The 25,118-nt window shown below is 74.8% G+C and carries 25 protein-coding genes; 14 read left to right on the top strand and 11 right to left on the bottom strand.

All coding sequences use genetic code 11. The features are described from left to right. Positions 1-19: 19 nt before the first annotated feature. Positions 20-505 carry a CarD family transcriptional regulator gene (locus ACOACO_RS08380; RefSeq protein ID WP_277500246.1) on the bottom strand — a complete coding sequence of 162 codons (486 nt, stop codon included), beginning with the start codon at positions 503-505 and terminating at the stop codon, positions 20-22. Positions 506-698: 193 nt separating this feature from the next. Here ACOACO_RS08380 and ACOACO_RS08375 point away from each other — a divergent pair, with 193 nt between their 5' ends. From ACOACO_RS08375 to ACOACO_RS08365, 3 genes are all read left to right on the top strand, one after another. Continuing rightward, entirely contained in the window at positions 699-1,508 is an 810-nt protein-coding gene (locus tag ACOACO_RS08375) for a UbiA family prenyltransferase (RefSeq protein WP_420295781.1), read from the top strand. Between the two features lie 99 nt (positions 1,509-1,607). Next, on the top strand, positions 1,608-2,318 hold the full coding sequence (locus ACOACO_RS08370) for a hypothetical protein (protein ID WP_420295780.1): 711 nt from the start codon (positions 1,608-1,610) through the stop codon (positions 2,316-2,318). A gap of 5 nt (positions 2,319-2,323) precedes the next feature. Then, positions 2,324-3,067, top strand: coding sequence for a phosphoglyceromutase (locus ACOACO_RS08365; protein ID WP_420295779.1), 744 nt, complete (start codon positions 2,324-2,326; stop codon positions 3,065-3,067). A gap of 121 nt (positions 3,068-3,188) precedes the next feature. Here ACOACO_RS08365 and phoU read toward each other — a convergent pair whose 3' ends face one another. Further along, positions 3,189-3,851 carry a phosphate signaling complex protein PhoU gene (gene phoU, locus ACOACO_RS08360; protein WP_420295778.1) on the bottom strand — a complete coding sequence of 221 codons (663 nt, stop codon included), beginning with the start codon at positions 3,849-3,851 and terminating at the stop codon, positions 3,189-3,191. A gap of 132 nt (positions 3,852-3,983) precedes the next feature. Here phoU and ACOACO_RS08355 point away from each other — a divergent pair, with 132 nt between their 5' ends. The 3 genes from ACOACO_RS08355 to ACOACO_RS08345 all read left to right on the top strand — a co-directional run bounded on the left by ACOACO_RS08355 (position 3,984) and on the right by ACOACO_RS08345 (position 6,914). Further along, positions 3,984-5,198 (top strand): sensor histidine kinase, encoded by a 1,215-nt coding sequence (locus ACOACO_RS08355; RefSeq protein ID WP_420295777.1) that lies wholly within the window; start codon positions 3,984-3,986, stop codon positions 5,196-5,198. Continuing rightward, the gene (locus ACOACO_RS08350) at positions 5,195-5,872 is read left to right on the top strand and encodes a response regulator transcription factor (protein ID WP_163774485.1); all 678 of its coding nucleotides are present in this window, start codon (positions 5,195-5,197) and stop codon (positions 5,870-5,872) included. Before ACOACO_RS08355 ends, ACOACO_RS08350 begins: the two co-directional genes overlap by 4 nt. A gap of 76 nt (positions 5,873-5,948) precedes the next feature. Next, positions 5,949-6,914 carry a DMT family transporter gene (locus ACOACO_RS08345; RefSeq protein WP_420295776.1) on the top strand — a complete coding sequence of 322 codons (966 nt, stop codon included), beginning with the start codon at positions 5,949-5,951 and terminating at the stop codon, positions 6,912-6,914. Here the strand turns inward: ACOACO_RS08345 and ACOACO_RS08340 are convergent. Together ACOACO_RS08340 and mshA are read right to left on the bottom strand one after the other, a co-directional pair. Further along, on the bottom strand, positions 6,911-7,468 hold the full coding sequence (locus ACOACO_RS08340; RefSeq protein ID WP_420296317.1) for a YbjN domain-containing protein: 558 nt from the start codon (positions 7,466-7,468) through the stop codon (positions 6,911-6,913). The two genes, ACOACO_RS08345 and ACOACO_RS08340, sit on opposite strands and share 4 nt — an antisense overlap. Before the next feature lie 16 nt (positions 7,469-7,484). Beyond that, the gene (gene mshA, locus ACOACO_RS08335; RefSeq protein WP_420295775.1) at positions 7,485-8,738 is read right to left on the bottom strand and encodes a D-inositol-3-phosphate glycosyltransferase; all 1,254 of its coding nucleotides are present in this window, start codon (positions 8,736-8,738) and stop codon (positions 7,485-7,487) included. Positions 8,739-8,833: 95 nt separating this feature from the next. Between mshA and ACOACO_RS08330 the strand changes: the two genes are divergently transcribed. Continuing rightward, complete coding sequence (locus ACOACO_RS08330) at positions 8,834-9,607, top strand: SDR family NAD(P)-dependent oxidoreductase (protein ID WP_420295774.1); 774 nt, start codon at positions 8,834-8,836, stop codon at positions 9,605-9,607. Between the two features lie 25 nt (positions 9,608-9,632). Here ACOACO_RS08330 and ACOACO_RS08325 read toward each other — a convergent pair whose 3' ends face one another. The 3 genes from ACOACO_RS08325 to ACOACO_RS08315 form a co-directional block, all read right to left on the bottom strand. Next, positions 9,633-10,226 carry a DinB family protein gene (locus tag ACOACO_RS08325; RefSeq protein WP_420295773.1) on the bottom strand — a complete coding sequence of 198 codons (594 nt, stop codon included), beginning with the start codon at positions 10,224-10,226 and terminating at the stop codon, positions 9,633-9,635. Positions 10,227-10,294: 68 nt separating this feature from the next. Next, on the bottom strand, positions 10,295-11,944 hold the full coding sequence (locus ACOACO_RS08320) for an FAD-binding dehydrogenase (RefSeq protein ID WP_420295772.1): 1,650 nt from the start codon (positions 11,942-11,944) through the stop codon (positions 10,295-10,297). 87 nt (positions 11,945-12,031) lie between these two features. Next, positions 12,032-12,823 carry an IclR family transcriptional regulator gene (locus tag ACOACO_RS08315; RefSeq protein ID WP_420295771.1) on the bottom strand — a complete coding sequence of 264 codons (792 nt, stop codon included), beginning with the start codon at positions 12,821-12,823 and terminating at the stop codon, positions 12,032-12,034. 187 nt (positions 12,824-13,010) lie between these two features. Between ACOACO_RS08315 and ACOACO_RS08310 the strand changes: the two genes are divergently transcribed. Together ACOACO_RS08310 and ACOACO_RS08305 are read left to right on the top strand one after the other, a co-directional pair. After that, positions 13,011-13,793, top strand: coding sequence for a CoA transferase subunit A (locus ACOACO_RS08310; RefSeq protein WP_420295770.1), 783 nt, complete (start codon positions 13,011-13,013; stop codon positions 13,791-13,793). Between the two features lies 1 nt (position 13,794). Then, the gene (locus ACOACO_RS08305; protein ID WP_420295769.1) at positions 13,795-14,424 is read left to right on the top strand and encodes a 3-oxoacid CoA-transferase subunit B; all 630 of its coding nucleotides are present in this window, start codon (positions 13,795-13,797) and stop codon (positions 14,422-14,424) included. A 175-nt stretch (positions 14,425-14,599) separates the two neighbouring features. Here ACOACO_RS08305 and ACOACO_RS08300 read toward each other — a convergent pair whose 3' ends face one another. Beyond that, the gene (locus tag ACOACO_RS08300; protein ID WP_420295768.1) at positions 14,600-16,801 is read right to left on the bottom strand and encodes a hypothetical protein; all 2,202 of its coding nucleotides are present in this window, start codon (positions 16,799-16,801) and stop codon (positions 14,600-14,602) included. A gap of 128 nt (positions 16,802-16,929) precedes the next feature. On the opposite strand from ACOACO_RS08300, the gene ACOACO_RS08295 reads away from it, so the two are divergent. Further along, positions 16,930-17,580 (top strand): TetR/AcrR family transcriptional regulator, encoded by a 651-nt coding sequence (locus ACOACO_RS08295; RefSeq protein WP_420295767.1) that lies wholly within the window; start codon positions 16,930-16,932, stop codon positions 17,578-17,580. Positions 17,581-17,673: 93 nt separating this feature from the next. On the opposite strand, the gene ACOACO_RS08290 is transcribed toward ACOACO_RS08295, so the two are convergent. Both ACOACO_RS08290 and ACOACO_RS08285 read right to left on the bottom strand, forming a co-directional pair. Beyond that, entirely contained in the window at positions 17,674-18,342 is a 669-nt protein-coding gene (locus tag ACOACO_RS08290) for a hypothetical protein (RefSeq protein ID WP_420295766.1), read from the bottom strand. A gap of 38 nt (positions 18,343-18,380) precedes the next feature. Then, positions 18,381-19,370, bottom strand: a complete 990-nt coding sequence (locus tag ACOACO_RS08285; protein ID WP_420295765.1) for a helix-turn-helix transcriptional regulator — start codon at positions 19,368-19,370, stop codon at positions 18,381-18,383. A 58-nt stretch (positions 19,371-19,428) separates the two neighbouring features. Between ACOACO_RS08285 and ACOACO_RS08280 the strand changes: the two genes are divergently transcribed. After that, positions 19,429-20,592 carry an epoxide hydrolase family protein gene (locus ACOACO_RS08280; RefSeq protein ID WP_420295764.1) on the top strand — a complete coding sequence of 388 codons (1,164 nt, stop codon included), beginning with the start codon at positions 19,429-19,431 and terminating at the stop codon, positions 20,590-20,592. Between the two features lie 86 nt (positions 20,593-20,678). Further along, complete coding sequence (locus ACOACO_RS08275) at positions 20,679-22,046, top strand: SMI1/KNR4 family protein (RefSeq protein WP_420296316.1); 1,368 nt, start codon at positions 20,679-20,681, stop codon at positions 22,044-22,046. A 7-nt stretch (positions 22,047-22,053) separates the two neighbouring features. Here ACOACO_RS08275 and ACOACO_RS08270 read toward each other — a convergent pair whose 3' ends face one another. Continuing rightward, positions 22,054-22,473: a hypothetical protein gene (locus ACOACO_RS08270; RefSeq protein ID WP_420295763.1), complete on the bottom strand. Its 420-nt coding sequence runs from the start codon at positions 22,471-22,473 to the stop codon at positions 22,054-22,056. A gap of 180 nt (positions 22,474-22,653) precedes the next feature. Between ACOACO_RS08270 and ACOACO_RS08265 the strand changes: the two genes are divergently transcribed. Both ACOACO_RS08265 and ACOACO_RS08260 read left to right on the top strand, forming a co-directional pair. Then, positions 22,654-23,133: a hypothetical protein gene (locus tag ACOACO_RS08265; RefSeq protein ID WP_420295762.1), complete on the top strand. Its 480-nt coding sequence runs from the start codon at positions 22,654-22,656 to the stop codon at positions 23,131-23,133. Positions 23,134-23,386: 253 nt separating this feature from the next. Then, positions 23,387-25,117, top strand: a complete 1,731-nt coding sequence (locus ACOACO_RS08260) for a sensor histidine kinase (protein ID WP_420295761.1) — start codon at positions 23,387-23,389, stop codon at positions 25,115-25,117. Position 25,118: the final 1 nt, after the last annotated feature.

The following is a 25,118-nucleotide window of genomic DNA, read 5'->3' as shown; positions in this document are numbered from 1 at the left end:
TCGACGGAAGTGGTGGTGCTCAGGAGGCCAGCACGTCGTCCAGGATGGACTCGGCCTTGTCCTCGTTCGTGCTCTCCGCCAGGGCGAGCTCGGACACGAGGATCTGGCGCGCCTTCGCCAGCATGCGCTTCTCGCCGGCCGACAGGCCGCGGTCGCGCTCGCGGCGCCACAGGTCGCGGACGACCTCGGCCACCTTGTTCACGTCGCCGCTGTGCAGCTTCTCCAGGTTGGCCTTGTAGCGGCGCGACCAGTTGGTCGGCTCCTCCACCTGCTCGGCGCGGAGGATGTCGAACACCCGGTCCAGGCCCGCCTTGTCCACGACGTCGCGCACTCCGACGAGATCGAGGTTGCACGCCGGCACCCTCACGACCAGGTCCTGCTGGGCCACGATCCGCAGCACCAGGTACTGCCGGTCCTCTCCCTTGATCTTCCGCATCTCGATGTCCTCGATGACTGCGGCCCCGTGATTGGGATAGACGACCGTTTCGCCGACGGTGAAAGTCATATGTCAGGTTCCCCTTCCTAGGGGGTCGAGTCTAACACGGCTCTCATCTCCCTCTCAGGCACGTTTGTGCAGGTCAGGGGCCCCGCGAGGGGTTGACAAGACACGAACTGCTGTGATGCGCACGCCGACGGCCGACCCGGATCTCGGCCCGGGACCTCCCCGGAGGGGGCCGTCGTGGCCGATACTCGCCCTCATGGCCGCCCCGACCACGAGCAGCGACACGTCGACGTCACCGACCCCGTCGGCCGCCGACGACGCCACTGCCCCCGCCCGTCCCCGCCGCCGCCCGCCCGTGCCCCAGGCGGTCCGCAACGTCCTGGCCCTGGTCGTCGCCGCCCACCCCCGCCAGCTCGTGCTGACCGCGGCCGCCGTGGCGCTGGCGGCCTTCGTGGCCGGGCGCCCGATGGAGGAGGTCGGCCTCGTCGCCCTGACGGTGGCGCTCGGCCAGGCAGTCCTCGGGTGGCACAACGACCTGGTGGACGCCGACACCGACCGCGAGGCCGGACGGGCCGGGAAGCCGGTGGCCGACGGGCGCCTGGACCCCGGGACCGTGTGGTTCGCCGTCGCCGCGGCGGTGCTGGCCCTCGTGCCCCTGTCCGTGGCCAACGGGCTGGTGGCGGCCGGCGCCTACGTCGGCGCCGTCGTGGTCGCCCTGCTCGGCAACCTGGTCCTGCGCGGCAGCCTGCTGTCGTGGCTGCCGTGGGCCGTCTCGTTCGCGCTCTACCCGGTCTTCCTGTCGTACGGCGGGTTCGGCGGGCGCTACGTGGGCGAGCCGCCCCACGTCGCGGTCGTCGTGCTCGCGGCCCTCCTCGGTGTCTGCGTGCACTTCCTGCGGGCGCTGCCCGGCCTGGTGCAGGACAACCGGGACGGTCGTCGCCACCTGCCCCTGCGGGTCGCCCTGCGGACGGGCGCCCCGCGGCTCCTGCTGCTCTCCGGCGCGGCCACCACGCTCGTCGTCGCCGGGCTCGTCGCCGCCGGGGCGACCGTCGGGCTCACCGCCTGAGGGGACCGCGTCCTCGGTCCCGGGCCGGACGCTAGGCTGTCGTCCGCCACGCCCCGGCGCGGCGCAGGTCCCGCCCACCGACCGTCGAAGGTAGTCACGATGCCGCGCACCCCCGCACGCACCTCCGTCGCCTCCCGCGCCCGCAGGCGCCGCACCGCCGGCGCCGTGCTGGCCGGCGCCCTGCTCGCGGCCCCCGTGCTGACCGGCTGCTCCAAGCTGACCGGCTTCGACGTGGAGACGGACCGGCCGTACGTGCCGGGTCACGGCGCGAACTACCGGGTCCCCTCGCTCGACGCGCTCGTGCAGGTCAACGGCATGGTCATCGTCTCTGCGGAGGACGGCCGGGGCACCCTGATCGCCAACTTCCTCAACACCTCGCGCGACACGCAGACGACGCCGCCGATCGAGGCCACCGACGGCATCGAGCTCGTCGGCTACGAGCCGTTCGAGCTGAGCGGCAACGAGACGGTGAACCTGGCCGACGAGACGATGGCGCCCATCACCGTGTCCGGCGACGAGGTCGACGCGGGCGCGTCCATCCCGTTCGAGGTCGGCGAGGGCGAGGACGCCCGCACCCTGTGGGTGCCGGTGGTCCCCGACGACGACGAGCTCACCACCGAGCCCCGCCGCGACGGCCACGAGGGTGGCGACGGCCACGAGGAGCCGCACGACGGCGCCGAGAACCCCTGGGCCGGTCTCGACCGGTCGGCCGACGGCGTCGCCGGCGAGGCCGAGACGGTCGCCCCCACGACCTCCGGCACGACCTCGGGCGAGCCGACCACGTCCGCCACCGACGGCTCGGAGGGCTGATCACCATGACGCACACCCTCGTGCTCCTGCGCCACGGCCAGAGCGAGTGGAACGCCAAGAACCTGTTCACCGGCTGGGTGGACGTCCCGCTCACCGAGCAGGGGCGCGCCGAGGCCGTCCGCGGCGGCGAGCTCATCCGCGAGGCCGGGCTGCTGCCCGACGTCGTGCACACGTCGCTGCAGCGCCGCGCGATCAACACCGCCGCGCTCGCGCTCGACGCCGCCGACCGCCACTGGATCCCCGTGAAGCGCTCGTGGCGCCTCAACGAGCGCCACTACGGCGCCCTCCAGGGCAAGGACAAGAAGCAGACGCTCGAGGAGTTCGGCGAGGAGCAGTTCATGCTCTGGCGCCGCTCCTTCGACGTGCCGCCGCCTCCGCTGGACGACGACGCCGAGTTCTCCCAGGCGGGCGACCCGCGCTACGCCGACCTCGGCGACGACCTGCCCCGCACCGAGTGCCTGAAGGACGTCATCGAGCGGTTCCTGCCCTACTGGGAGTCGGCCATCGTCCCGGACCTGCAGGCCGGTCGCACGGTGCTCGTCGCCGCGCACGGCAACAGCCTCCGCGCCCTCGTCAAGCACCTCGACCAGGTGGGCGACGACGAGATCGCCGGGCTCAACATCCCGACCGGCATGCCGCTGGTCTACCGCCTCGACGAGTCGATGACGCCGACGGTGCGTGGCGGGGAGTATCTCGACCCCGACGCCGCCGCCGCGGCCGCGGCGGCCGTCGCCAACCAGGGGCGCTGAGCCCCGCCGTACCCCCAGGTGCTGCGTCCACGACGCACGCACGGACGAGCGAAGGGCCCGGAGATGTGTCTCCGGGCCCTTCGTCGTTCTCGCGCCCGCCGCGACGCGGGAGGTCGGTGCGTCAGCGCGTGACCTGCTGCGCCGACGGGTTCTCGCCGGTCACGACGAAGACGACGCGGTTCGCGACGGAGACGGCGTGGTCGGCGATGCGCTCGTAGTAGCGCCCCAGCAGGGCGAGGTCGACCGCGGCCTCGACGCCGTGCGGCCAGTCGTCGCTGAGCATCGCGGTGAAGGTCGCGCGCCGCAGCTGGTCCATCTCGTCGTCGATGAGCCGCAGGTCGGCGGCGGACTCGGCGTCGCGATCGGCGATGATCGTCTCGACGCGCGCGGTCATGGTCTCGGCGACCTTCGCCATCCGCTCGAGCGTCGGGCGCACGGGCTCCGGCACGGCCAGCTCGGGCACGCGCAGGCGGGCGATCTTCGCGACGTGCACCGACAGGTCGCCCATCCGCTCCAGCTCGGTGACCATGCGCAGCGCGGCGACGACGACGCGCAGGTCGCCGGCCACCGGGGCCTCGAGGGAGAGCAGCGCGAACGCGTTCTCCTCGGTGCGCTCGCGGAGGTCGTCGACCTCCTTGTCGGCGGAGATGACGCGCTCGGCGATCTCGGCGTCGCCCGAGAGCAGCGCCTCCGTGGCGTCGGCGACCGCGTGGCGGATCAGGCCGGCCATCGTGGACAGGTCGTCGAAGAGGGAGTCGAGCTTCTCGTGGAAGATGACGCGCATGCCCCGACGGTACGACGCCCCCCATGGGGCCGCCGACCGCTGCGGCGAGCGACGCGTGAACGCGCGGTGAACATCCCCCCGCGGGGGTCCACGGCGGAGGGGGCACGGGTGGAGGATGCGTACGATCACGGCGTGGACCCGTCGACCCAGGCACTCGTGGCTGCCCTCCTGGGCGCCCTCGTGGCCGGGTCGGCCGTGATGGCCTGGCACATCAGCGACCGGCTGCAGCGCTCCGCGCCCCCCGCCGCCGAGCCCGCCCTCCCCGCCGGCGTCGCCGACGTCCTGTCCGTGCTCCGCAGCAGCGGCCTCGTCGTGGACGACCACGACGTGGTGCTCAAGGCCTCCGCCCCGACGTACGCCCTCGGCATCGTGCGCGGCCGCGAGGTCGTCGACCCGCGGCTGGCCGAGATGGTGCGCGAGGTGCGCCGCGACGGCCAGATCCGCGAGCAGGAGATCACGATGGCGCGTCCGGGCTACCCGACGCGCACGATCGTGGCCCGGGTGGCGCCGCTGGGCTCGCGCCTGGTGCTGGGCCTGGTCGAGGACCGCACCCGCGAGCACCGCGTGGAGGCGGTGCGCCGCGACTTCGTCGCCAACGTCAGCCACGAGCTCAAGACCCCGGTGGGCGCCATCCGCCTGCTCGCCGACGCGGCCGTGGAGGCGTCGGAGGACCCGGAGGCGGTCGAGCGCTTCGCCCTGCGGATGATCAAGGAGAGCGAGCGGCTCTCCGTGCTCGTGCAGCAGATCATCGAGCTGTCCCGCCTGCAGGGCGACGACCCGCTCGAGCACGCCGCGCCCGTCGACGTCGCCCAGGTCGTCGAGGCGGCCGTCGACACCAGCGCGATCGACGCCCAGAACCGCGACGTCACCGTCGTGTTCTCCGGTGAGGAGGACCTCGTCGTGCTGGGCAACCGCGACCAGATCGTCATCGCGGTCGGCAACCTCGTGGCCAACGCCGTGACCTACAGCCCGGCCGGCTCGACCGTGGCCGTGACGGCGAAGTCCACCGACGACAGCGTCGAGATCGCCGTGTCCGACCAGGGCATCGGCATCCCCGCCAGCGACATCGACCGCATCTTCGAGCGGTTCTACCGCGTCGACCCGGCCCGCCACCGCTCCACGGGCGGCACCGGCCTCGGTCTGTCCATCGTCAAGCACATCGCCGCCACCCACGGCGGCGACGTGCGCGTCTGGTCCGTCGAGGGCCAGGGTTCGACCTTCCGGCTCCGGCTGCCCCGCAGCCTGGACCACTCCCCCCACCGCGACGACCTCGTCGTGCCCGAGGACCCCCGGGACCTCGTGTCCAGCTCCGAGCTCCGCCCCACCCACCAGGAGGAACGCCCGTGACGCGGGTACTCGTCGTCGAGGACGAAGAGAGCTACAGCGACGCGCTCGCCTACATGCTCCGCAAGGAAGGCTTCGAGGTGGCGATCGCCGCCGACGGCAACACGGCTCTGACCGAGTTCGACCGCAACGGCGCCGACATCGTCCTGCTCGACCTCATGCTCCCCGGCATCCCCGGGACCGAGGTGTGCCGCCAGATCCGGCAGACCTCGAGCGTGCCGGTCATCATGGTCAGCGCGAAGGACGACGAGGTCGACAAGGTGGTCGGCCTCGAGCTGGGCGCCGACGACTACGTCACCAAGCCCTACTCCCCCCGCGAGCTGGTGGCCCGCATCCGCGCCGTCCTGCGGCGCGGTGCCGAGCCGGACCTCTCGCCCTCCACGCTGGAGGCCGGGCCGGTGCGGATGGACGTCGAGCGCCACGTCGTGACGGTCGACGGCAACGAGCAGCGGCTCCCGCTCAAGGAGTTCGAGCTGCTCGAGATGTTCCTGCGCAACCCGGGTCGCGTGCTGACCCGCGGGCAGCTCATCGACCGCGTCTGGGGCTCCGACTACGTCGGCGACACCAAGACCCTCGACGTGCACGTGAAGCGCTTGCGCGCCAAGCTCGAGCCCGACCCGAGCGAGCCGAAGTACCTCGTCACCGTCCGCGGCCTGGGCTACAAGCTCGACCTGTGAGAGTTGGCCGCGGATCGTCGCGGCCCGGCAGGAAACCCGGTGTCGGGCGTCGGCGCGGGTGCCCTAGCGTGCGGGGGTGAGCAGCACTCCCCCGCCCGCCGCGGCCCCCGCCCCGGCTCCCGCACCCGACGACGTCACCCCACGCCCCACCGAGCGGCCCTGGCTGCCCGTCGCGGCCGGCGCCGTGACGCTCGTGCTGTGGGCCTCGGCGTTCGTGGCGATCCGCCACCTCGGCGAGGAGGTCTCGCCGGGAGCGCTGTCGCTCGGCCGGCTCCTCGTGGCCAGCGTCGTGCTGGGGGCGCTGCTGCTGCTGCGTCGTCGTGCGTCGCTGCGCTGGCCGGTACGGCGGCACCTCCCCGTCCTGCTGCTGTGCGGCGTCGCCTGGTTCGGGGTCTACAACGTGGCGCTCAACGCCGCGGAGCGACGCATCGACGCCGGCACCGCCGCCCTCGTGGTGCAGGTCGGCCCGATCCTCGTCGCGCTGCTCGCGACCGTGTTCCTCGGCGAGGTGCTCCACCGCTGGCTCGTGGTCGGCATGGCCGTGGGCTTCGCGGGCGTCGTCGTCATCGCGCAGGCCTCCTCGGGCCACGGCACCGGTGACCTGGGCGGCGTCCTGCTCGCCCTCGTCGCCGCGCTGACCTACGCCGTCGGCGTGCTGAGCCAGAAGCCCGTGCTGGCGCACGCGGGCGCCCTCGAGGTGACGTTCCTGGCCTGCGCCGTCGGGGCGGCGGTGTGCCTGCCGTGGGCCGGCGACCTCGTCACGACGCTGGGCGACTCCTCCACCGACACCGTGGTGTGGATCGTCTACCTCGGCCTGTTCCCGACCGCGCTGGCGTTCAGCACCTGGGCCTACGCGCTCTCGCGCACCAACGCCTCGACGATGGCGCTGACGACGTTCCTCGTGCCGTTCCTGGCCGCGGGCATCGCGTGGGTCGCGCTCGACGAGGTGCCGCCGCCGCTCGCGTTCCTCGGCGGGGCCCTGTGCATCGCCGGCGTGCTGCTCACCCGGCGCCGCCCGCGGACGGCCGCTGCCGGGTCCTAGCCGCGCCGGGCGCCGTCGGGGTCGGGGCCCTGCTCGAGCCAGCCGCGGAACGCGTCGAGGTTGCGGGTCGACTCGCCGCGCTCGTTCCGCCACTCCCACTCGCGGCGGATCGACGAGGCGAAGCCCAGCTCGAGAATGGTGTTGAACGACTCGTCGGCGTAGGTGAGCACCGAGCCGAGCAGGCGGTCGAGCACCTCCTCACCGAGCGACTCCAGCGGCAGCCGGGCGTCGAGGTAGATGTCGCCGGTGCGGTCGACGGCGAAGGCGACGGCGTACATCCGCAGGTTGCGCTGCAGCAGCCAGCGGTAGACGCCCTCGTGGTTCTCGTCGGGGTTGCGGCACACGAAGGCGTGCACGCCCAGGGCGTGCCGGCCCACGTCGAGGCGCACCGGGATCGTCAGCTTGCGCTCGCCGGGCAGCGACAGGGAGAAGACGCCGGGCACCTGCTCCTCGTGCTCGATCCCGCCGGCCTCGAGGTAGGCGCGCACCAGCGCGCGGGCGCCCTCGTCGACGTCGGGCACGGGCTGCTGCTGGTCGATGCCGGTCTCGTCCATGTCGCTCACCGCCGGCTCACCGTCCTGCCGTCACGCGCATCGTGCGACGCGCGCGCTCGTACGCCGCGAGCGTGGCCTCCGCGGCCCGCTCCCACGCGAAGCCGCGGGCGTGCTCCAGCGCGCCCGCCGACAGCGCGAGGCGCCCGGCGTCGTCGCGCAGGAGGCGGCGCAGCACGGCGGCCCAGTCGCCCGGCTCGTGGGTGTCGACCAGCCAGCCGCTCTCGCCGTGGCGCACCGCGGTGGTCAGCCCGCCCACGCCGGCGGCGACCACCGGCGTACCCGTGGCCTGGGCCTCGAGCGCGACGAGCCCGAACGACTCGTTGTACGACGGGACGGCCACGAGGTCGGCGGCGGCGTACCACCACGCGAGCTCGGCCTGGCCGACGGGCGGGACGAACCGGACGACGTCGTCGAGCCCCAGCTCGCTGACGAGCTGGGCCAGGGCCTCCGGGCGGGCGAGCCCGGAGCCCGACGGGCCACCGACGATGGGGACGACGAGGCCCGGGCGCAGCGCCGGGTCGTCGGCGAGCAGGTGGGCGACGGCGCGCACCAGCACGTCGGGCGCCTTGAGCGGCTGGATGCGGCCGGCGAAGAGCACGACGCGGGCGTCGCGGGGCAGGCCGAGCGCCGCGCGGACGCTGGCGCGGTGCTGCGGGCGGAAGCGGGCGAGGTCGACCCCGGGGTGGATGACCTCGACGCGCTCGGGCGCCGCGCCGTACAGGCTCACCAGCTCGTCGGCCTCGCGGTCGGTGTTGGCCACCAGGAGGTCGGCCGCGTCGACGACCTGCTCCTCGCCGATCACGCGCACGGCCGGCTCGGGGCTGTCGCCGGCGGCGAGCGCCGCGTTCTTGACCTTGGCCATCGTGTGCATCGAGTGCACCAGCGGCACGCCCCAGCGGTCGCGGGCCAGGGCCCCGACCTGGCCGGAGAGCCAGTAGTGGGTGTGCACCGCGTCGAAGTGGCCGCGGGGCGCCTCGGCCTCCTGGCGCAGGACCTCGCGGGCGAAGGCGCACAGCTGGGCGGGCAGGTCGGCCTTGTCCATGCCCTCGTAGGGGCCGGCGACGAGGTGGCTGACGCGGACGTGGTCGGCGACCTCCACGACGGCGGGCTGGCGGGACGACGTCGCCCGCGTCATGACCTCGACGTCCACGCCGAGGGCGCCGATGCGGCGCGCGAGCTCGAGGACGTAGACGTTCATCCCGCCGGCGTCGCCGGTGCCGGGCTGGTCGAGCGGCGAGGTGTGGAGGCTGACCATCGCGACCCGCTTCACCCGGTACCTCCTCGCCTCGGCCCGTCCCCCACGTCGGGGGCCGGGCACCGCCGCCCATTGTCCACCCCGGCCCCAAGGTCGGTCAGACTGGGCGCATGTCCACGCCCAGCGCCCCCACCACCCGTCGTACCGCCGTCGTCACCGGAGCCAGCAGCGGCATCGGCGAGGCCACCGCGCGCACGCTGGCCGCCGCCGGCTTCCGCGTCGTCTGCGCCGCCCGGCGTGCCGAGCGCGTCGAGGCGCTCGCCGCCGAGATCGACGGCACCGCGGTGGCCTGCGACGTCACCGACGCCGCGCAGGTCGCCGCCCTGGCCGAGGCCGCCGGCGACGTGGTGCACGTGCTCGTCAACAACGCCGGCGGGGCATTCGGCTCCGACCCGGTCGAGAGCGCGGACCCGGGCCAGTGGCGCGCCATGTACGACGTCAACGTCGTCGGCCTCCTGCAGGTGACCCAGGCCCTGCTGCCCGCGCTGCGGGCCAGCGGCGACGCCGTCGTCGTCAACGTCGGGTCGACCGCGGGCCGCGTGGCCTACGAGGGCGGCGCCGGCTACACCGCCGCGAAGCACGGCACCAAGGTCGTCACCCAGACCCTGCGCCTCGAGCTGGTCGGCGAGCCCGTCCGCGTCACGGAGATCGCGCCGGGCATGGTGCACACGCCCGAGTTCTCCCTCGTGCGGTTCGGGGGCGACCAGGCGGCGGCCGACAAGGTGTACGCCGGCGTGCCCGACCCGCTCGTCGCCGAGGACGTCGCCGACGCCATCGGCTGGGTCGTCACGCGGCCGAGCCACGTCAACATCGACGAGCTCGTCATCCGGCCCCGGGCCCAGGCGGCGCAGCACAAGGTGCACCGCGTGGCGCCCGAGGCCTGAGCCCCGCCGCCGCGGGGCCGGTCGCTCAGCGGTCGGCCGCCTCCGCCACGTCGCGGAGGCGGTCGACGTAGCGGTCCCACCAGGCCTCGTCGGCGTCGGGCAGGTTGTCGTTGTCCTCGGCCAACCCGCGGGACCCGTCGATGCTCTCCCGGACCACGTCGGCGTGCCCGGCGTGGCGCGCGGTCTCCGCGATCATGTGGACGAGCACGTGGTGGAGGGTCGTGTCCCCCTCGTCGCCCCACCACGGCACCCGGCCCGGCGCGTCGAGCGGCAGCTCGGCGATGGTGGCGTCGGAGTGCGCCGCGATCCGGCGGTAGAGGGCGACCAGCTCGTCGGGCGACTCGTCGGGGCGCGCCCACATGTCGGAGTTCGGCTCCTCGTCGGCGCCGGTGGCGATGTCGAGCAGCCACTGCGGCGCCCAGCGGGGCGGGCGTCCGAAGACGAGGCCGAAGTAGCCCGCCTCGGTGAACGCGAGGTGCTTGACGAGGCCCAGCAGGTTGGTGCCCGACGGGGTCGCGGGCCAGCGCTGGTCGCGCTCGGAGAGTCCCTCGAGCTTCCAGAGCACGGCCTCGCGGTGCGAGCGCAGGTAGCGGTGCAGCACGTCCTTCGTGGGGTCCATGCCCCGCACGCTAGCGCCGGACGCGGACCGTCGTGGTCCGCTTCTCCGGGGTCGTCCCCGGCGCCGCCTCAGCGCACGTCGGCAGCGGCGGCGCGTCCCGCCGTACGACCCGAGAAGAGGCAGCCGCCGAGGAAGGTGCCCTCGAGGGCGTTGTAGCCGTGCATCCCGCCGCCGCCGAAGCCGGCGACCTCGCCCGCGGCGTACAGGCCCGGCAGTGGCGCCCCCGAGGCCGTGAGGCAGCGGGCCCGCAGGTCGGTCTCGAGCCCGCCGAGGGTCTTGCGCGTCAGCACGTGCAGGCGCACGGCGATGAGCGGGCCGGCGGCGGGGTCGAGCAGGCGGTGCGGGGTGGCGACGCGCACGAGCTTGTCGCCGAGGTAGCCCCGGGCGCCGCGCAGCGCCGTGATCTGGGCGTCCTTCGTGTACGGGTTCTCGATCTCCCGGTCGCGCTGCTCGACGAGGCGGCGCAGGGCCGTGACGTCGATGCGGGCGGTGCCGTTGCGCTCGTTCATGCCCGCCACGAGCGTGTCGAGGTCGTCGGCCACGACGAAGTCCTCGCCGTGCTCCTTGAACGCCTCGATCGGGCCGGGGGCGCCGGGGGTGACGCGCTTGAGCAGCAGGCGCAGGTCCTTGCCGGTGAGGTCGGGGTTCTGCTCGGAGCCCGAGAGCGCGAACTCCTTCTCGATGATCTTCTGCGTCAGCACGAACCACGAGTGGTCGTGGCCGGTGGTGCGCAGGTGGCGCAGGGTGCCGAGGGTGTCGAACCCGGGGTGGTACGGCGCGGGCAGCCGCCGGCCCTCCGCGTCGATCCACAGCGACGAGGGGCCCGGGAGGATGCGGATGCCGTGGTTGGCCCAGATCGGGTCCCAGTTGCGGATGCCCTCGACGTAGTGCCACATGCGGTCCGGGTTGATGACGCGGGCGCCGGTGGCCTCGGTGATGCCGAGCATCCGGCCGTCCACGTGGGCCGGGACCCCGGCGATCATCGACGCCGGCGGCTCCCCGAGGCGGGCGGGCCAGTTGCGCCGCACCAGGTCGTGGTCGCCGCCGATGCCGCCGCTGGTGACGACCACCGCCTGGGCGCGGATCTCGAAGTCGCCGGTCTCGTCGCGGTTCGAGGCGCCGCCGCGCTCCACGTCGTCCGGGGCGAGCGTGCGCCCGCGGACCCCGACGGCCGCGCCGCCCTCGACGACGACCTCGTCCACACGGTGCCGGAAGGCGAGCTTGAGCCGGCCCGTCGCCACGTGCTCCCGCACCCGGCGCTCGAACGGCGCGACCACACCCGGGCCGGTGCCCCACGTGATGTGGAAGCGCGGCACCGAGTTGCCGTGGCCCTCGGCGCGCCCGTCGCCCCGCTCGGCCCAGCCGACCACGGGGAAGATCCGGTGCCCCATCTGCCGCAGCCAGGAGCGCTTCTCCCCCGCGGCGAAGTCCACGTACGCCTCCGCCCAGGCGCGGGGCCAGCGGTCCTCCTCGCGGTCGAACTGCGCCGAGCCCATCCAGTCCTGCAGGGCCAGCTCGACGGAGTCACGGACCCGCATGCGCCGCTGCTCGGGGCTGCCGACGAGGAAGAGCCCGCCGAGGCTCCAGAACGCCTGACCGCCCAGCGACTGCTCGGGCTCCTGGTCCACCAGCACGACCCACCGGCCCGCGTCGGCGGCCTCGGCCGCGGCGACCAGTCCGGCCAGGCCGGCTCCGACGACGACGACGTCCGTGCGCACGGGTGGGCTCCCTCCCCCGGCCGGGCACCTCCCGGTCGGCCGCGCCCATGATGGCCCACCCGACGCCCCGGCGGGGCGGGAGCCGGTCTACGGGCCGGCCGGGCCGGTGCCCCCACCGGGCCCGGCGCTCAGCCGGGTGCCCAGCGCGTGGGCCTCGCGCAGCAGCAGCGCGCCGAGCTCGCGCCGCCGCGCGGGGGCGAACCGGGCCTCGATCCCCGTGAGGGTCAGCGCCCAGGCGGGGCGGCCCGCGGCGTCGAAGACCGCGGCGGCGAGGCCCCAGCTGCCCTCGACGATGAGCCCGGGGTTGGTGGCGTAGCCGTCGGCGCGCGTCGTGGCGATGCGGGCGCGGAGGGCGTCGGCGGCGTGGGGCGCGCCGTACCGCGGGACGAGGTCGACGCGCGCCAGGTAGTCCTCGACCTCGCGGTCGGGCAGGTGCGCGAGCACCACGAGGCCCGCCGAGACGACGCCGAGCGGGAAGCGGGCGCCCTCGACGAGCACGTGCGAGCGGATCGGGAAGTCGCCGTCCTCGCGCAGCAGGCAGACGGTGTCGTCGCCGCGGCGGGCGGAGAAGAACGCGCTCTCGCCCGTGACCTCCGCGAGGCGCCGGACGGCCGGGTGGGCCACCTGGGCGACGTCGTAGCGGCGCGCGGCGGCCGCTCCCAGCACGAACAGCTCGGGCCCGAGGTGCCAGCGGCCCGTCCCGGCGGCCCGGTCGACGAACCCCTCCTCGAGCAGCGCGCTCAGCACCCGGTGCACCGTGGGGCGCGGCAGGCCGACCGCACGGGCGAGGTCCGCCGTGCGGGCGCCGGCGGCGTCGAGCTCGGCGAGCGCCCGCAGCACCGCCGCGGTGCGCCCGACCATGCCAGCGGGTTCGCTCACGGCAGGGATCGTACGACGCGTCCACTCAGTGGACGCGCACGGCGGGGAGCGGTCACCCGGCGAGCACTCCCCGGCGGTGCCTTGACCCCGTCCGGGCCCCGGCGGTGGACTCGCGGACGTGCCGCCCGGGCGGCACCGGACGGAAGCAGCAGGACGAGAGCAGCAGCACGAGGGCAGGAGGAGCCGGGTGGACAAGGTCGTCACCTCGGCCGCGGACGCGGTCGCGGACATCGGATCGGGGTCGAGCATCGCCGTGGGGGGCTTCGGCCTCTGCGGGATCCCGACCGTGCTGCTCGAGGCCCTGCTGGCCACGGGCGTGGACGGGCTCGAGGCGTTCTCCAACAACGCCGGCGTCGACGACGCGGGCCTGGGGCTGCTGCTCGGCGCGGGCCGGCTGCGGCGGATGGTCGCCTCCTACGTCGGGGAGAACAAGGAGTTCGCCCGCCAGTACCTCGCCGGCGAGCTCGAGGTCGAGCTCACCCCGCAGGGCACGCTGGCCGAGCGCATGCGCGCGGGCGGCTCCGGCATCCCGGCCTTCTTCACCGCCACGGGCGTCGGCACCCAGGTCGCCGAGGGCGGGCTGCCGTGGCGCTACGACGCGGCCGGCAACGTCGTGAAGGCCTCCCCCGCCAAGCAGACCCAGGTCTTCGAGACCCCCGAGGGCGAGAAGGAGTTCGTGCTCGAGGAGGCGATCGTCGCCGACTTCGCGCTCGTGCGCGCCGCCCGCGGCGACCGGCACGGCAACCTCGTCTTCCGCCGCTCGGCCCGCAACTTCAACCCGCTCGCCGCGATGTGCGGCCGGGTGACGATCGCCGAGGTCGAGGAGCTCGTCGAGCCCGGCGACCTCGACCCCGACCACGTGCACCTGCCGGGCGTCTTCGTGCACCGGGTGGTGCCGCTCACCCCCGAGCAGGCGGCCGACAAGCGGATCGAGAAGCGCACCGTGCGCGCGAGCGGCGAGGAGGCCTGACATGGGCTGGACCCACGACGAGATGGCGGCCCGCGCCGCCCGCGAGCTGCACGACGGCTCCTACGTCAACCTGGGCATCGGACTGCCGACCCGGGTGCCGAACTTCGTGCCCGACGACGTCGAGCTCGTGCTGCAGAGCGAGAACGGCATCCTCGGCGTCGGCGCCTACCCGACCGACGACGCGGTCGACCCCGACCTCATCAACGCCGGCAAGGAGACCGTCACGGTGCGCCGCGGTGCGTCGTACTTCGACTCCGCCACCAGCTTCGGGATGATCCGCGGCGGCAAGGTCGACGCCGCGATCCTCGGCGCCATGCAGGTCTCCGAGGGCGGCGACATCGCCAACTGGATGATCCCCGGGAAGATGGTCAAGGGCATGGGCGGCGCGATGGACCTCGTCCACGGCGCCGCCAAGGTGGTCGTGCTCATGGAGCACGTCGCGCGCGACGGCTCCTACAAGATCGTCCGCGAGTGCTCGCTGCCCTACACCGGCCGCGGCGTCGTGCAGCGGATCATCACCGACCTCGGCGTCATCGACGTCACCCCGGCGGGCCTGCGGCTCGTCGAGCTCGCCCCGGGCGTCGACGAGGCCGAGATCCGCACCAAGACCGAACCCGACCTCCTGACCTGAGCCAACCGCGTCGAGAGGCAGGGCCGTTCGAGGCGAGCGGCTGGCCCAGGACCGAGTCCGCGTCCTCGGGCGGTGCGCCCGAGGCACGTGGGCCCCGACGGCGTCAGCTGACCTCGGGTGAGTGGTGCACGAGCCGCCGAGGGGGCACGCCCGCGTGGGGCACCCCACCCTCCCCTCACCCGGTGGTCGTCGCGGCGGGCTGCCGGCCGTCGGCTCGCCCGCTCGTGCCGCCGTCCTCCACGGCGTCCCGTGCAGGGACCTGGTCCCGGCGCGGCACGATGACCGGCGGCTCACGGCGGACGAGCAGGCGGTCCACCCCGAGGTTCAGCACCAGGCCGACGGCTCCCCAGCAGCCGATGACCAGCAGGTCGGCGCCGAGGCCGGACCCGTCGAAGTAGACGAGCGAGCGCGCGATGTCGACCGCAGCAGGAAGCGGCAGCACGTCCTGCAGTGAGCGGAAGACGTCGGGGACCATGTAGACGGACAGCCCGCCCCCCGACGCGGGCACCCCGGCGAGGAGGAGGACGACCATCACCGGCACGATCGCGGCCAGCCCGAGCGTGCGCGTGAACACGGCGGTGACGAGGGAGGTCGCGAAGATGGTCACCGACCCGGCGCCGACGAGGGCGAGCGCATGGCCGTTCACGGCCCCGATGAGGACGTCGAAGAGGAACCACAGCCAGATCGCCATCCCGACGGCCCACCCGCCGAGGAACGGCAGCAGCTCGCGCAGCGTGCGCAGCTGCGGGGCGCCGCCGCGCATGACGGCCATGATGAGGAACCCGGCGAGCACCCAGGACATCCCGACGTACAGGCTGTTGCTGCCCATGGTGTCGTCGTCCGTGAGCGGAGCGATGTCGATCGCCTCGGGCGTGACCCCGACGCCGCTCGCCAGCCCCGTGACGATGCTCTCCACGACCGTCTTCTGGCTGGCCCCGGCACCGGCTGCGGAGTACACGGCCGACCCGGAGCCGTCCGCGCGCGGCAGCACGTAGCCGCCGACCAGCTCCTTCGTCTCGACCTGATCGACGAGCTCGTCGACGGAGTCGACGACCGTGAGGTCGGCGACGTCGCCCAGCCCGTCCTGCGCCCCACTGACGAACTGCTCAGCAGCCTGGGGCGAGTCGGCCACGACGCCGATCGGCATGCCGCGCACCTCCGGCTCGTGCATCGCCGTGCCCATGAGTCCCACGACCATGACGACGATCGACATCGGGAACAGGGCGGCCGCCGCGTAGCGGATCCTCTTGGTCCGCAGCGGCCCGCCCGCCAGGGCGGGAAGAGGGGTGTCGGCGTCGTCGTAGGCCGGCTCGCCGGGCAGCCCCACGCCGCCACGGCGCTCCTTCAGCAGGCAGAGGCCGAGCGCGCCGACCACCCATGCCGCGAGGACGGCGACGTGCGCGAGGGCCCCCGCACCGTCGAAGTAGAGGAACGCCCGCAGCGCCTCGCCCGCGGCGGGCAGCGGGAGGAGGCCGTGGAGGAGGCCGAAGAACCCGGGCATCGAGTCGACCGGCAGCGCGAGGTTCGACGACGGCATCCCGAACACCACCCACAGCAGCATCCCCGGCAGGACGGCGAGCGCTCCCATGACCTTGGTGAAGAGGAGCTGGGCCAGCCCGACGGCGGCGATCGCGAGCACACCGACTCCCAGGAACGTCGGGAGGTGCCCGTCCACCGCGCCGACCACCGGACCCAGGAGGGTCCAGATGATCGTGCTGAGGGCCACCGACCACCCGAGCAGCAGCGGCAGGAAACGCCGTACCGAGAGCAGGTGAGGGGCGCCGAGCAGCAGGATGCTGAGCGGCACGTACCCGGCGAGCATCATGCCCATCGCCGCGAACAGGACCAACGTCCCGGAGGCGTCACCCTCCGGCAGGGGCGCCAGGTCCTCGGTCGCCACCGCCCAGCCCTCGCCCGCCGCCACACCTGCGAGGGTCTGCTGCACCATCGCCGCTTCCTGCGCACCGCCCGCGGCCGCCGTCAGGACCTGCGCCTCCTGACCCGGCCCGTCCGGGGGCACGAGGACGCCGGCGACCTCCTGCGCCTCGACCAGGTCGAGCGCCTCGGCGCGCGACCCCACGGAGCTGGTGGCGACGACGTCGTCCGGCAGCGCCTCCAGCGCCTCGACCGCCGCATCGGCCGAGGCGCCGTCGCCGACGACCGCCACGGGTACGTCGGTGGGCGTGGGGTCGTGCATCGTCCCCATGTAGGTCGCGAACATCATCGTGACCATGAGGAACGGCATGACGATGAGGGCCACGTAGCGCCCCGTGCGCTCCTTCGTCGACTCCGGTGGGACCCGGCTCCATGATTCCGGCGGGGTCAGGTCGGACTTGCTGGGCACGTGGTTCTCCTGCTCGGGGGACGACGGGCGCACGGCCGGCGACGCTGCGCGCACCCCGGAGGACGGGGCGGTCCCCATGATTAAGGCACGTGCCTTAACATGCAAGATGTCGTGGTCACCGACCGCGTCACACCCGATCGACCGAGGAGCCCTGAGCCCCGTTGCCCCGCTCGTCCACCCCCGCCGCGCTGCTCGACGCCGCGGAGAAGCTGTTCGCGGAGAACGCGATCTCGGCCGTGTCCGACCGCCGCGTGGCCGAGGCGGCCGGGAACGCCAACAACTCGGCGGTGAAGTACCACTTCGGCGGACGGGACGGACTCCTCCGGGCCCTGATCGAGCGTCACGTGACCGCCCTCGAGGGCCCTCGCGAACGGCTCCACCTGACGTCGCGCACGCTGCTCGGGGACGTGCGCAGCCTGGTGATCCCGGTGACGACGTCGCTCGCCGCGCTCCCCCAACCCACCTACCGGGCGCGGTTCCTCGCACGGGCACTCGTCGAGCCCGGCCCCTCGGACCTCTACCGGGAGGTCGGCCCGCACGCGCCCGTCGCCACCCGGCTCCTCGAGTCGATCACCGCCCGGGTGCCCCACCTCGACCGGACCACGCTCACCGCGAGGGCGCGACAGATGACACGCGTGGTGTCGTTCACCTGCGCGGACGTCGAGGCCGAGTCCCACCGGGAGGGAACCACGCCCGACTGGCCGGCCGTGGGCACGCTCCTCGCCGACACCATCGCCGGCATGCTGAGCGCGCCGACCTCGCGCGCGGACTCCTACCCGTCGCCGGACGAGCAGGCGGAACCCGTCCCGTGAACCCCCGCGGCGGCCCGCTCCGGGCGTCCAGCGCAGCGGCGTCACGGGTACGGCCCGGGCCCGGGCTCGGGGGCCGGATCCAGGTGGCGGGGCTCAGGCCGCCCGGCGGCCGAACGCGAGGACGCCGCGGGCGGGGTCCACGTCGTACGGCTCGACGTCGGTGAGGACGAGCATGTCCTCGAAGGAGTCGAACTCCCCCACCTGCCGCCGCACCTCGACGATGCGCGCGGCCGCGGCCAGCGGCACGTGGGCGTGGGCGGCGAGCGTGCGCTCGTCGACCCGGTTGACGTCGACCAGCCCGCCGTCGGGGAACGTGCGCCCCGGCAGGTCGGGGCGGCCGATCTTGAGCTCGTGCGCCAGGGCCGGCTGCTCCGCCAGCAGGTGACGGGCGGCCTCACGAGCCGCGACGGTGTCGCGGTGCTCCGCCATCGCCTCGGCCTGCTGGTCGAGGAGCGAGTGCCGGCCGGGGGTGTGCGGGAACACCCACGAGCGGATGGTGACGGCGTGCGCGAGCCCGAGCCCCATGTTGATGGTCATCCCGAGGCCGAAGAGGAACTCCTGGCGCCGCCCGTGGTCGGGGTCGAAGGCGAGGACCAGCACCAGGCCCGCCACGTAGAGCGGCAGGCACAGCCCCAGCAGGACGCTCCGCTTCTTCACGGTCGCGTGCCCCATGACCGCGGCGGTGCCGAACCCGAGGCTCCACACGGGCGCCAGGGCCCACAGCCAGCTCAGGACGGTGGTGGTCCTCTTCTCGTCGCGCACGAGCCACGTCCTTCCCAGCCCGGACCGTCCCCATGCCTCTACCCGTCCCGGTCCTGTTCCCCGGGCCCCGCCGCGCGGCCGAGCCGCTCGGCCACCTCGCGCAGAGCCCGGCGGAACGCGGGCGCGTCCGGGCCGTCCAGCACCTCGAAGTCCGCGCCGCTCGCCCCGACGTACGCCGCGATCTCGCGCAGCGACGGCGCCCCCGTCACGAGGACGCACGTCCCGTCCCCGCGGTCGACGACCTGGGCCACCGACGGCCCGAACAGGCGCCCGACCACGTCGGCGCTCTCCCGCACGAGCAGCGACACCTGGTAGCGGTACGGCGCCACGGCGACCGCCGTGCTGGTGAGGGCCCGGAGCTCGGCGACCGGGACGTCGCGGGGGACGAAGGGCTCGCGCAGGGGCGTGGCGGCGACCACCCGGTCGAGGCGGTAGGTCCGCCAGGCGCCACGCTCGCAGGCCCATGCGACGAGGTACCACCGGCGGCCCGCCTGCACGACCCGGTGCGGCTCGACGCGGCGGTCGACCGCCTCGCCCTCGCGCGGCCGGTAGCGCACGCGCAGCCGGTGGGACGCGGCGATGGCGCCCGCGACCGCGACGACCACGTCCGCGGCCACCTCGTCCCCCCTCGCCGGGTCCAGGGGCACCAGGGCACGACCGACCTCGCTCACGTGGCGGCGGGTCGCCGGGGAGAGCGACTGCTCGACCTTCGCCAGCACGCGGGCGGCGGCGTCCTCGACACCTTTCACCGGCCCGTGCTGCGCCGCTCGCAGACCGACCGCGATCGCGACCGCCTCGTCCGGCGACAGGGTGAGGGGCGGGAGGTTCGCTCCCGGCCCGAGCCGGTAGCCCCCGCCGACACCCGGCCGGGACTCGATGCCGTAGCCCAGCTCCCGCAGGTCCTCCACGTCGCGGCGCAGCGTGCGCTCGCTGACCTCGAGGCGCTCCCGCAGGTCCGGGCCCGACCACTCCCGGCGGGACTGGAGGAGACCGAGCAGGGCGAGGCTGCGACCGGTCGTCCGCGTCATGCACCCACCCTGGCACTTCCGGTCACTTCGTGGCCGCGATCCGACGCAGGATCGCGGCATGACCACGCACCAGCACCTCGTCGACCCCTTCCACATCCACGTGCCCGACGCCGACCTCGACGACCTGCGCCGACGGTTGCGCACCACCCGCCTCCCGGCCCCGCTCCCGGGTGACGGCTGGGACAGCGGCGTACCGGTGAGCGTCCTGGAAACCCTCGTCGAGAGGTGGGCGGCCCACGACTGGCGGGCGACCGAGGAGCGCTGGAACCGGTGGCCCCAGGTGCGGACCCGCATCGACGGCCAGACGATCCACGCGGTGCACGTGCGCTCCGAGGTCCCGGGCGCCCTCCCCCTGCTCCTGGTGCACGGGTGGCCGGGGTCGTTCCTCGAGCTCGAGCAGGTCATCGGGCCCCTGACCGACCCCGAGGCGCACGGCGGGCGGGCCGAGGACGCGTTCCACGTCGTGGTGCCGTCGCTGCCGGGTTTCGGGTTCTCGACCCCGCTCGAGGAGGCCGGATGGCCCACCGACCGGATCGCGCGGGCCTTCGTGACGCTGATGGACCGCCTCGGCCACGGCCGGTTCGCCGTCCAGGGCGGTGACATCGGTGCGGTCGTCGCCCCCGAGGTCGGTCGGGTCGCCCCCGACCGGGTGGTCGGCGTCCACGTCAACGGGGCGCTCGGCCCGTTCGTGTCCGAGGTGGGCGACCAGGCTGCCGCCACGCTGAGCGCACTCGAGCAGGACCGTCTGGACCGGGTGCGCACCTTCCAGCGCGAGGAGCTCGGCTACATCGCCCTGCAGTCGACCCGGCCGAGCCTCGTGGGCGTGATGGCGGCCGACAGCCCCGTCGCCCAGCTGGCGTGGATCCTCGACAAGCTCCAGGCCTGGAGCCACCCCGCGCCGGCGCCCGCCGTCGACGTGCTGGGCGAGGAGTTCGTCCTCGCCAACGCGTCCCTCTACTGGCTCACGGCGAGCGCCGGCTCCGCCGCGTACGTCGGCTACGCGCAAGGCGGGGCCTGGGGTGCCGAGCAGCCCGTCTCGGGGGTGCCGACGGCCGCCCTCCAGCTGGCGCACGACGTCGGCCTCCGGTTCGCCGCCGAGCGGGAGAACCACGTGGTGCGGTGGACGGACGTCGAGGACCGCGGCGGCCACTTCGCGGCGCTCGAGGAGCCCGGGCTGCTGGTCGACGACGTCCGGGCGTTCCTGCGGCCCCTGCGTCCCTGATGCCGAGGTTTGCGGCGGCCGGAGCCTGCCCAGGATGGCGCCGCCCGGCCTGCGCCCCGCCTCGAGGAGGAATCGTCGTGACCTGGATGAGCAACCCCGAGCTGGCCCGGCTGCTCGGCGACGTCGGCCGGGAGCTGCGCCAGCACGCCCGGACCCGTCAGGAGACGTGGCGCTGGACGATGCTCGTCCGCGACGGCTCGGTGACGGGACCCGTGCTGCACACCCCGACCGGTCGCCGCGGCACCCGCTCGACGGGCGCGTTCGCCACCGCCGAGAAAGACCTGGTCTGGCGCGACGACCTCCCGCTCGGCACGCTCGAGCTGACGGCCCACCCCGACGGCACCGTGCGCGGGCTGCACTCCGGCGTCAACGACGGGAGCCACTTCGGGTCCCTGCACGTCGGCGTGGTGCGGCTGCCGGAGGCCCGCCCGTCCCACCGCCCTGTGCACCCGCCGCTGCGACCGCTCAGTCCCCGCGTCGCCGACAACGACCTCGACGCCCTCCGCGCCCTGCTCGAGCAGCGGGGCCACACCGCGGGGTACGGCGCCGAGGAGATCGAGGCCGCGGAGCAGAGCCGGGGCGTCCGCTTCCCCGACGAGCTCCGGCTGTTCTTCTCGCTCGTCCGCGAGGGCGAGGTGCTGGGCGCGGACGACGACGTGGAGCTCGACGACGACGAGGACGAGGACGAGGAGGTCTTCGCGCCGTACGCGGTCGTCCGCGAGGGGCTGCACGCCGGCACCGGGGAGCTCGGCAACGTCGTCGACCCCGCCCGCCGCTGGGACGAGCCCGGACGGCCGCTCCCCGTGCCGCCGCCGGCGCAGGACGACGACGCCGTCCAGCCCGCGCTCGCCGACCCGGGGTGGGTCGCGTTCGCGGACGACGGCGGGGGCAACCACTACGTCCTCGACCTCGTCCCCGGCCCCGCCGGAGCGGTCGGGCAGGTCCTGCAGTTCAACATGGAGAACACGGCCGCCCCCTACCTGGTCGCACGCTCCCTCACGGACTTCCTCCGCGGGGACTGGGTCGAGGACGACGGCGCCGAGCTGTGGGAGCCGGCGTACCCGCCCACCGGCAGCGCGGCGGCCCCGGAGGGGGCGGTCGAGGTCGAGATCGGCGCCGACGACGACCTGGCCGCCTGGCGCGGGGCGCCGGCGCTCGAGAGTGCCGTGCTCGTCGCGCCGCACCCCGACGACCACGCGGTCGTGGCGTCGTGGCCGCGGCTCCGCATGCTGACCGCGCCGGCCGCCTTCTGGGCCGAGTTGCTCGCCCGGGACGCCGTCCCCGCGACGCTGACGGTGGCGGCGGTCCGCGACAGCGACGACCTCGACCACGCGGCCCACCTCGACGTCGTGGACGGGCTGCGCACCCGGTCGGGCCTCGACCCCGTGGACCGGGACGCGTTCGAGGTCCCCGTCACCGGGGGCCTGTCCGACGACCCGGGGTCCCCGCGCTAGCCGGGCCTCAGCGCGTGGGCCACCCCGGACCCGCGGCCGGCGGCTGCGGCGGGTACGACGTCCCCGGCTGCTGCGGGGTCTGCTGCGGGCTCTGCTGCGGGCTCTGCTGCGGGCTCTGCTGGTACGGCGCCGCGAACTGCCCCGCGCCGGGCTGCGCGTGCCCGGCGCCCTGGGCCCGGCCCGCACCCGGGCGACGCCAGGGCTCCGGCCGGAAGACGCGCATGACGACGAGACCGAAGACCGTCACCATCAGCGGCTTCCACGTGAACAGGCCGTCGTCCTTCGCGCCGTCGTCCCAGAAGTACATGGCCAGCACGAACGTGCTGACCGCGGCGAGCAGGAAGGCGATGTTCGGGCCGAACGGCCGGGGCACGGCGACCCCGACCACGACCGCGAGAAGGGGGCCGAAGGCCATGACCTCGTCCATGCTGACCGTCCTGTCCGCCGGGCCGTCGGCCGGGCGCTCGAAGGGGCGTCGGGTGCGCGGGCGTCCGGTGACCCGCAGTGACCGGGACGTGGTCCCCCACCGGGCGGCGGCTGAAACCGGGCGCCTCGGCGACGAGCCGGCCGGAGGGTCGGCTGGTGGTGGTGCTGGTAGGAACGGGACGTGGCCACCCCGCGCATCACTCCCGCCACGCTCGGCGCGTGGCTGATCAAGACCGACCCCCGCGCCAACCCCGACCTGGTCGCGGCGGTGCGGGACGCCGTACCGCTCGTGGTGACGCGCCGCTGCGTGAGCGACAACTACCGCGGCCGGATGATGGCGCCGGGCGACCGAGTGCTCCTGTGGGTCTCCGGCGACGGGCGCCTGGTGACGCGCGGCATCTGGGGGCTCGGCCATGTGAGCGCCGCCCTGCGGCCCCGCGACGGCGACGGGCGTCCGGAGGTCGGGCTCGACCTCCCGCTCTCACCAGGCGGCGTGCCCGCCGAGGCGGTCCGGGCTGCGGGGGCGGGCGACCTCGAGGTGCTGCGGATGCCGGCCGGCTCCAACCCCTCGTGGGTCTCGCGCGACCAGCTGGCCGCGCTGGCCCCGCTGCTGCCGCCCTGGCCCGCCCGTTCGCCGGACACGACCGCCCCGGGCGCCTAGGCTGACCGACGTCGCGGCCCCGGGACGCCGCTGCCAGAACGCCGCTGCGGAACGCCCCTGCGCGTCGCCTGCTGAAGACCCCATCTGGGCCGCCACAAGTTGTGCGGTGGTTGTCCGCAAGCACGTGGGCAGCGCCCCGTTCCTGGTGTGGACTGGTCCCTTCCCACGCTCGGGGCGTGGAGACGGAGGGAACCTCGGGGTGCTCGGACCTGCACGTGACCTGACGCTGAGCGGGCGTCTTCGCGTTCTCGCGGTGTGGCAGCTGCCCACGCTGCTGCTCGCGGCGTACCTGGCCGTGGGCCTGGCGGTGAGCGCGCCGCACCTGCTGCGGCGCCCGGCCACCGTGGTCGCCCTGGGACTGGTGGCCGCCGCCTCGGTCGCCGCGGCCGTCCTGCCCTGGGAGCGGTGGGGACCCGCGTGGCGGACCACGGTGCCCGCCGCGGGACTCGTCGCCGCCGTGACGCTGCGGCTCGGTCTCGACGAGGTGCGCGCCGTCGAGCTGCTGGGCGTCCTGCCGCTGGCCTGGCTGGCCTTCGAGCTGACGGGGCCGGGACTGGTCGCCGCCGCCGCCGTCGCGCTCACCCCCTCGGGGGTCCTCGTCCTCGACGCCGGGAGCCGGCCGGAGTCGGGCCTCGGGTGGGTGCAGGAGTCGCTCCTCCCCCTGCTCATGGTCGGCGTGGTCCTCGTGTCCCGGAGCCTGGCGACGTCGCTGCGCCGCGACCAGCGCGACCTCGTCGCCTCGCGCGCCGCGCTCGGCCAGTCCCTCGACCTGGCCCGCCACCGGCTGCTCGTCACCGAGCGCATCACGGGCGTCATCGACGCGGGCGTCTGCTACCTCGACGACCGCGGCCGGCCCGCGCTGCTCAACCCCTACGGGCGGCACCTCGCGGCACTCGCGGGGTACGACGTGGGTCGCACCGTGCCCGCCGGTCCGGCGCCGGGCTCCCCCGACCGGGTGTTCTACGAGGACCGGGTGACGCCGGTGCCCGCCCGGGAGCAGATCGTCGCCCGCGCCCGCCGCGGCGAGGACGAGCCCGGCCGCCTCTACTGGGTCGGGCCGCCCGGCGACCAGCGGGCCATGATGGCCTCCTGCCACCAGCTGTGGGAGGGCCGCGACCCCACCGGCGCCGGTGGGCAGCACCGCGACCCCCTCTTCGACACCGGCGTCGACCTCGGCCCGGAGCCGCGCCCCGAGCGGGCGGACGGCCCGCCGGTGCACCTGGGCTCCGTCGTCACCGCCTGGGACGTCACCGAGCTGACCGAGGCCGTCGAGGTGCGCGACCGGTTCCTGTCCACCGTCTCCCACGAGCTGCGCACGCCCCTGACGTCGATCATCGGCCACAACGAACTGCTCGCCGAGGCGCTGGAGAGCGGGGACCACCGCCCCGACGACCCGCGGCTGGTGCGCTCCGTCGAGTCCGCCCGGCGCAACGCCGACGTGCTCGTGGGTCGCATCAACGACCTGCTCGAGGCGTCCCGCGAGGACCTCGCCGAGATCGGGGACGACCGCAGCCCGGCGGACCTCCGTGAGCTGGCCCGCCGCGCGCACGACCGGCACGCCGCGGCCGCGGCGGAGCGCGGGACGACGCTGCGCCTCGACGTACCACCCGCGCCGGTGCGCGTGCTCGCGCAGGACCGCCTCGCCCACGCCGTGGACCAGCTCGTGTCGAACGCCGTCAAGCACTCCCCCGACGGCGGCTCCGTCACCATCACGGTCCGCGGTGAGGACGGCCCCCACGGCGCGGACGCCGTCGTCGTCGTGCAGGACTCCGGCGTCGGCATGACCCCCGCGGAGGCACGCCAGGCCTTCACCCGCTTCTACCGCACCGAGCGGGCCCGCCGCAGCGCCACCCAGGGCCTCGGCATCGGCCTGCCCGTGGCGCAGCGCGTCGTCACCGCGCACGCCGGCACCATCGACCTCGACACCGCCCCCGGCGCCGGGACCACCGCCACCATCCGCCTGCCCCAGGAGCGCACGCCGTGAC

The sequence above is a fragment of the Nocardioides sp. CPCC 205120 genome (assembly GCF_048654585.1).
In the GTDB taxonomy this organism is placed as follows: Bacteria; Actinomycetota; Actinomycetes; order Propionibacteriales; family Nocardioidaceae; genus Nocardioides.
Note: the sequence above shows the minus strand (reverse complement) of the source record. Positions and strands in the feature narration are given on the sequence as shown.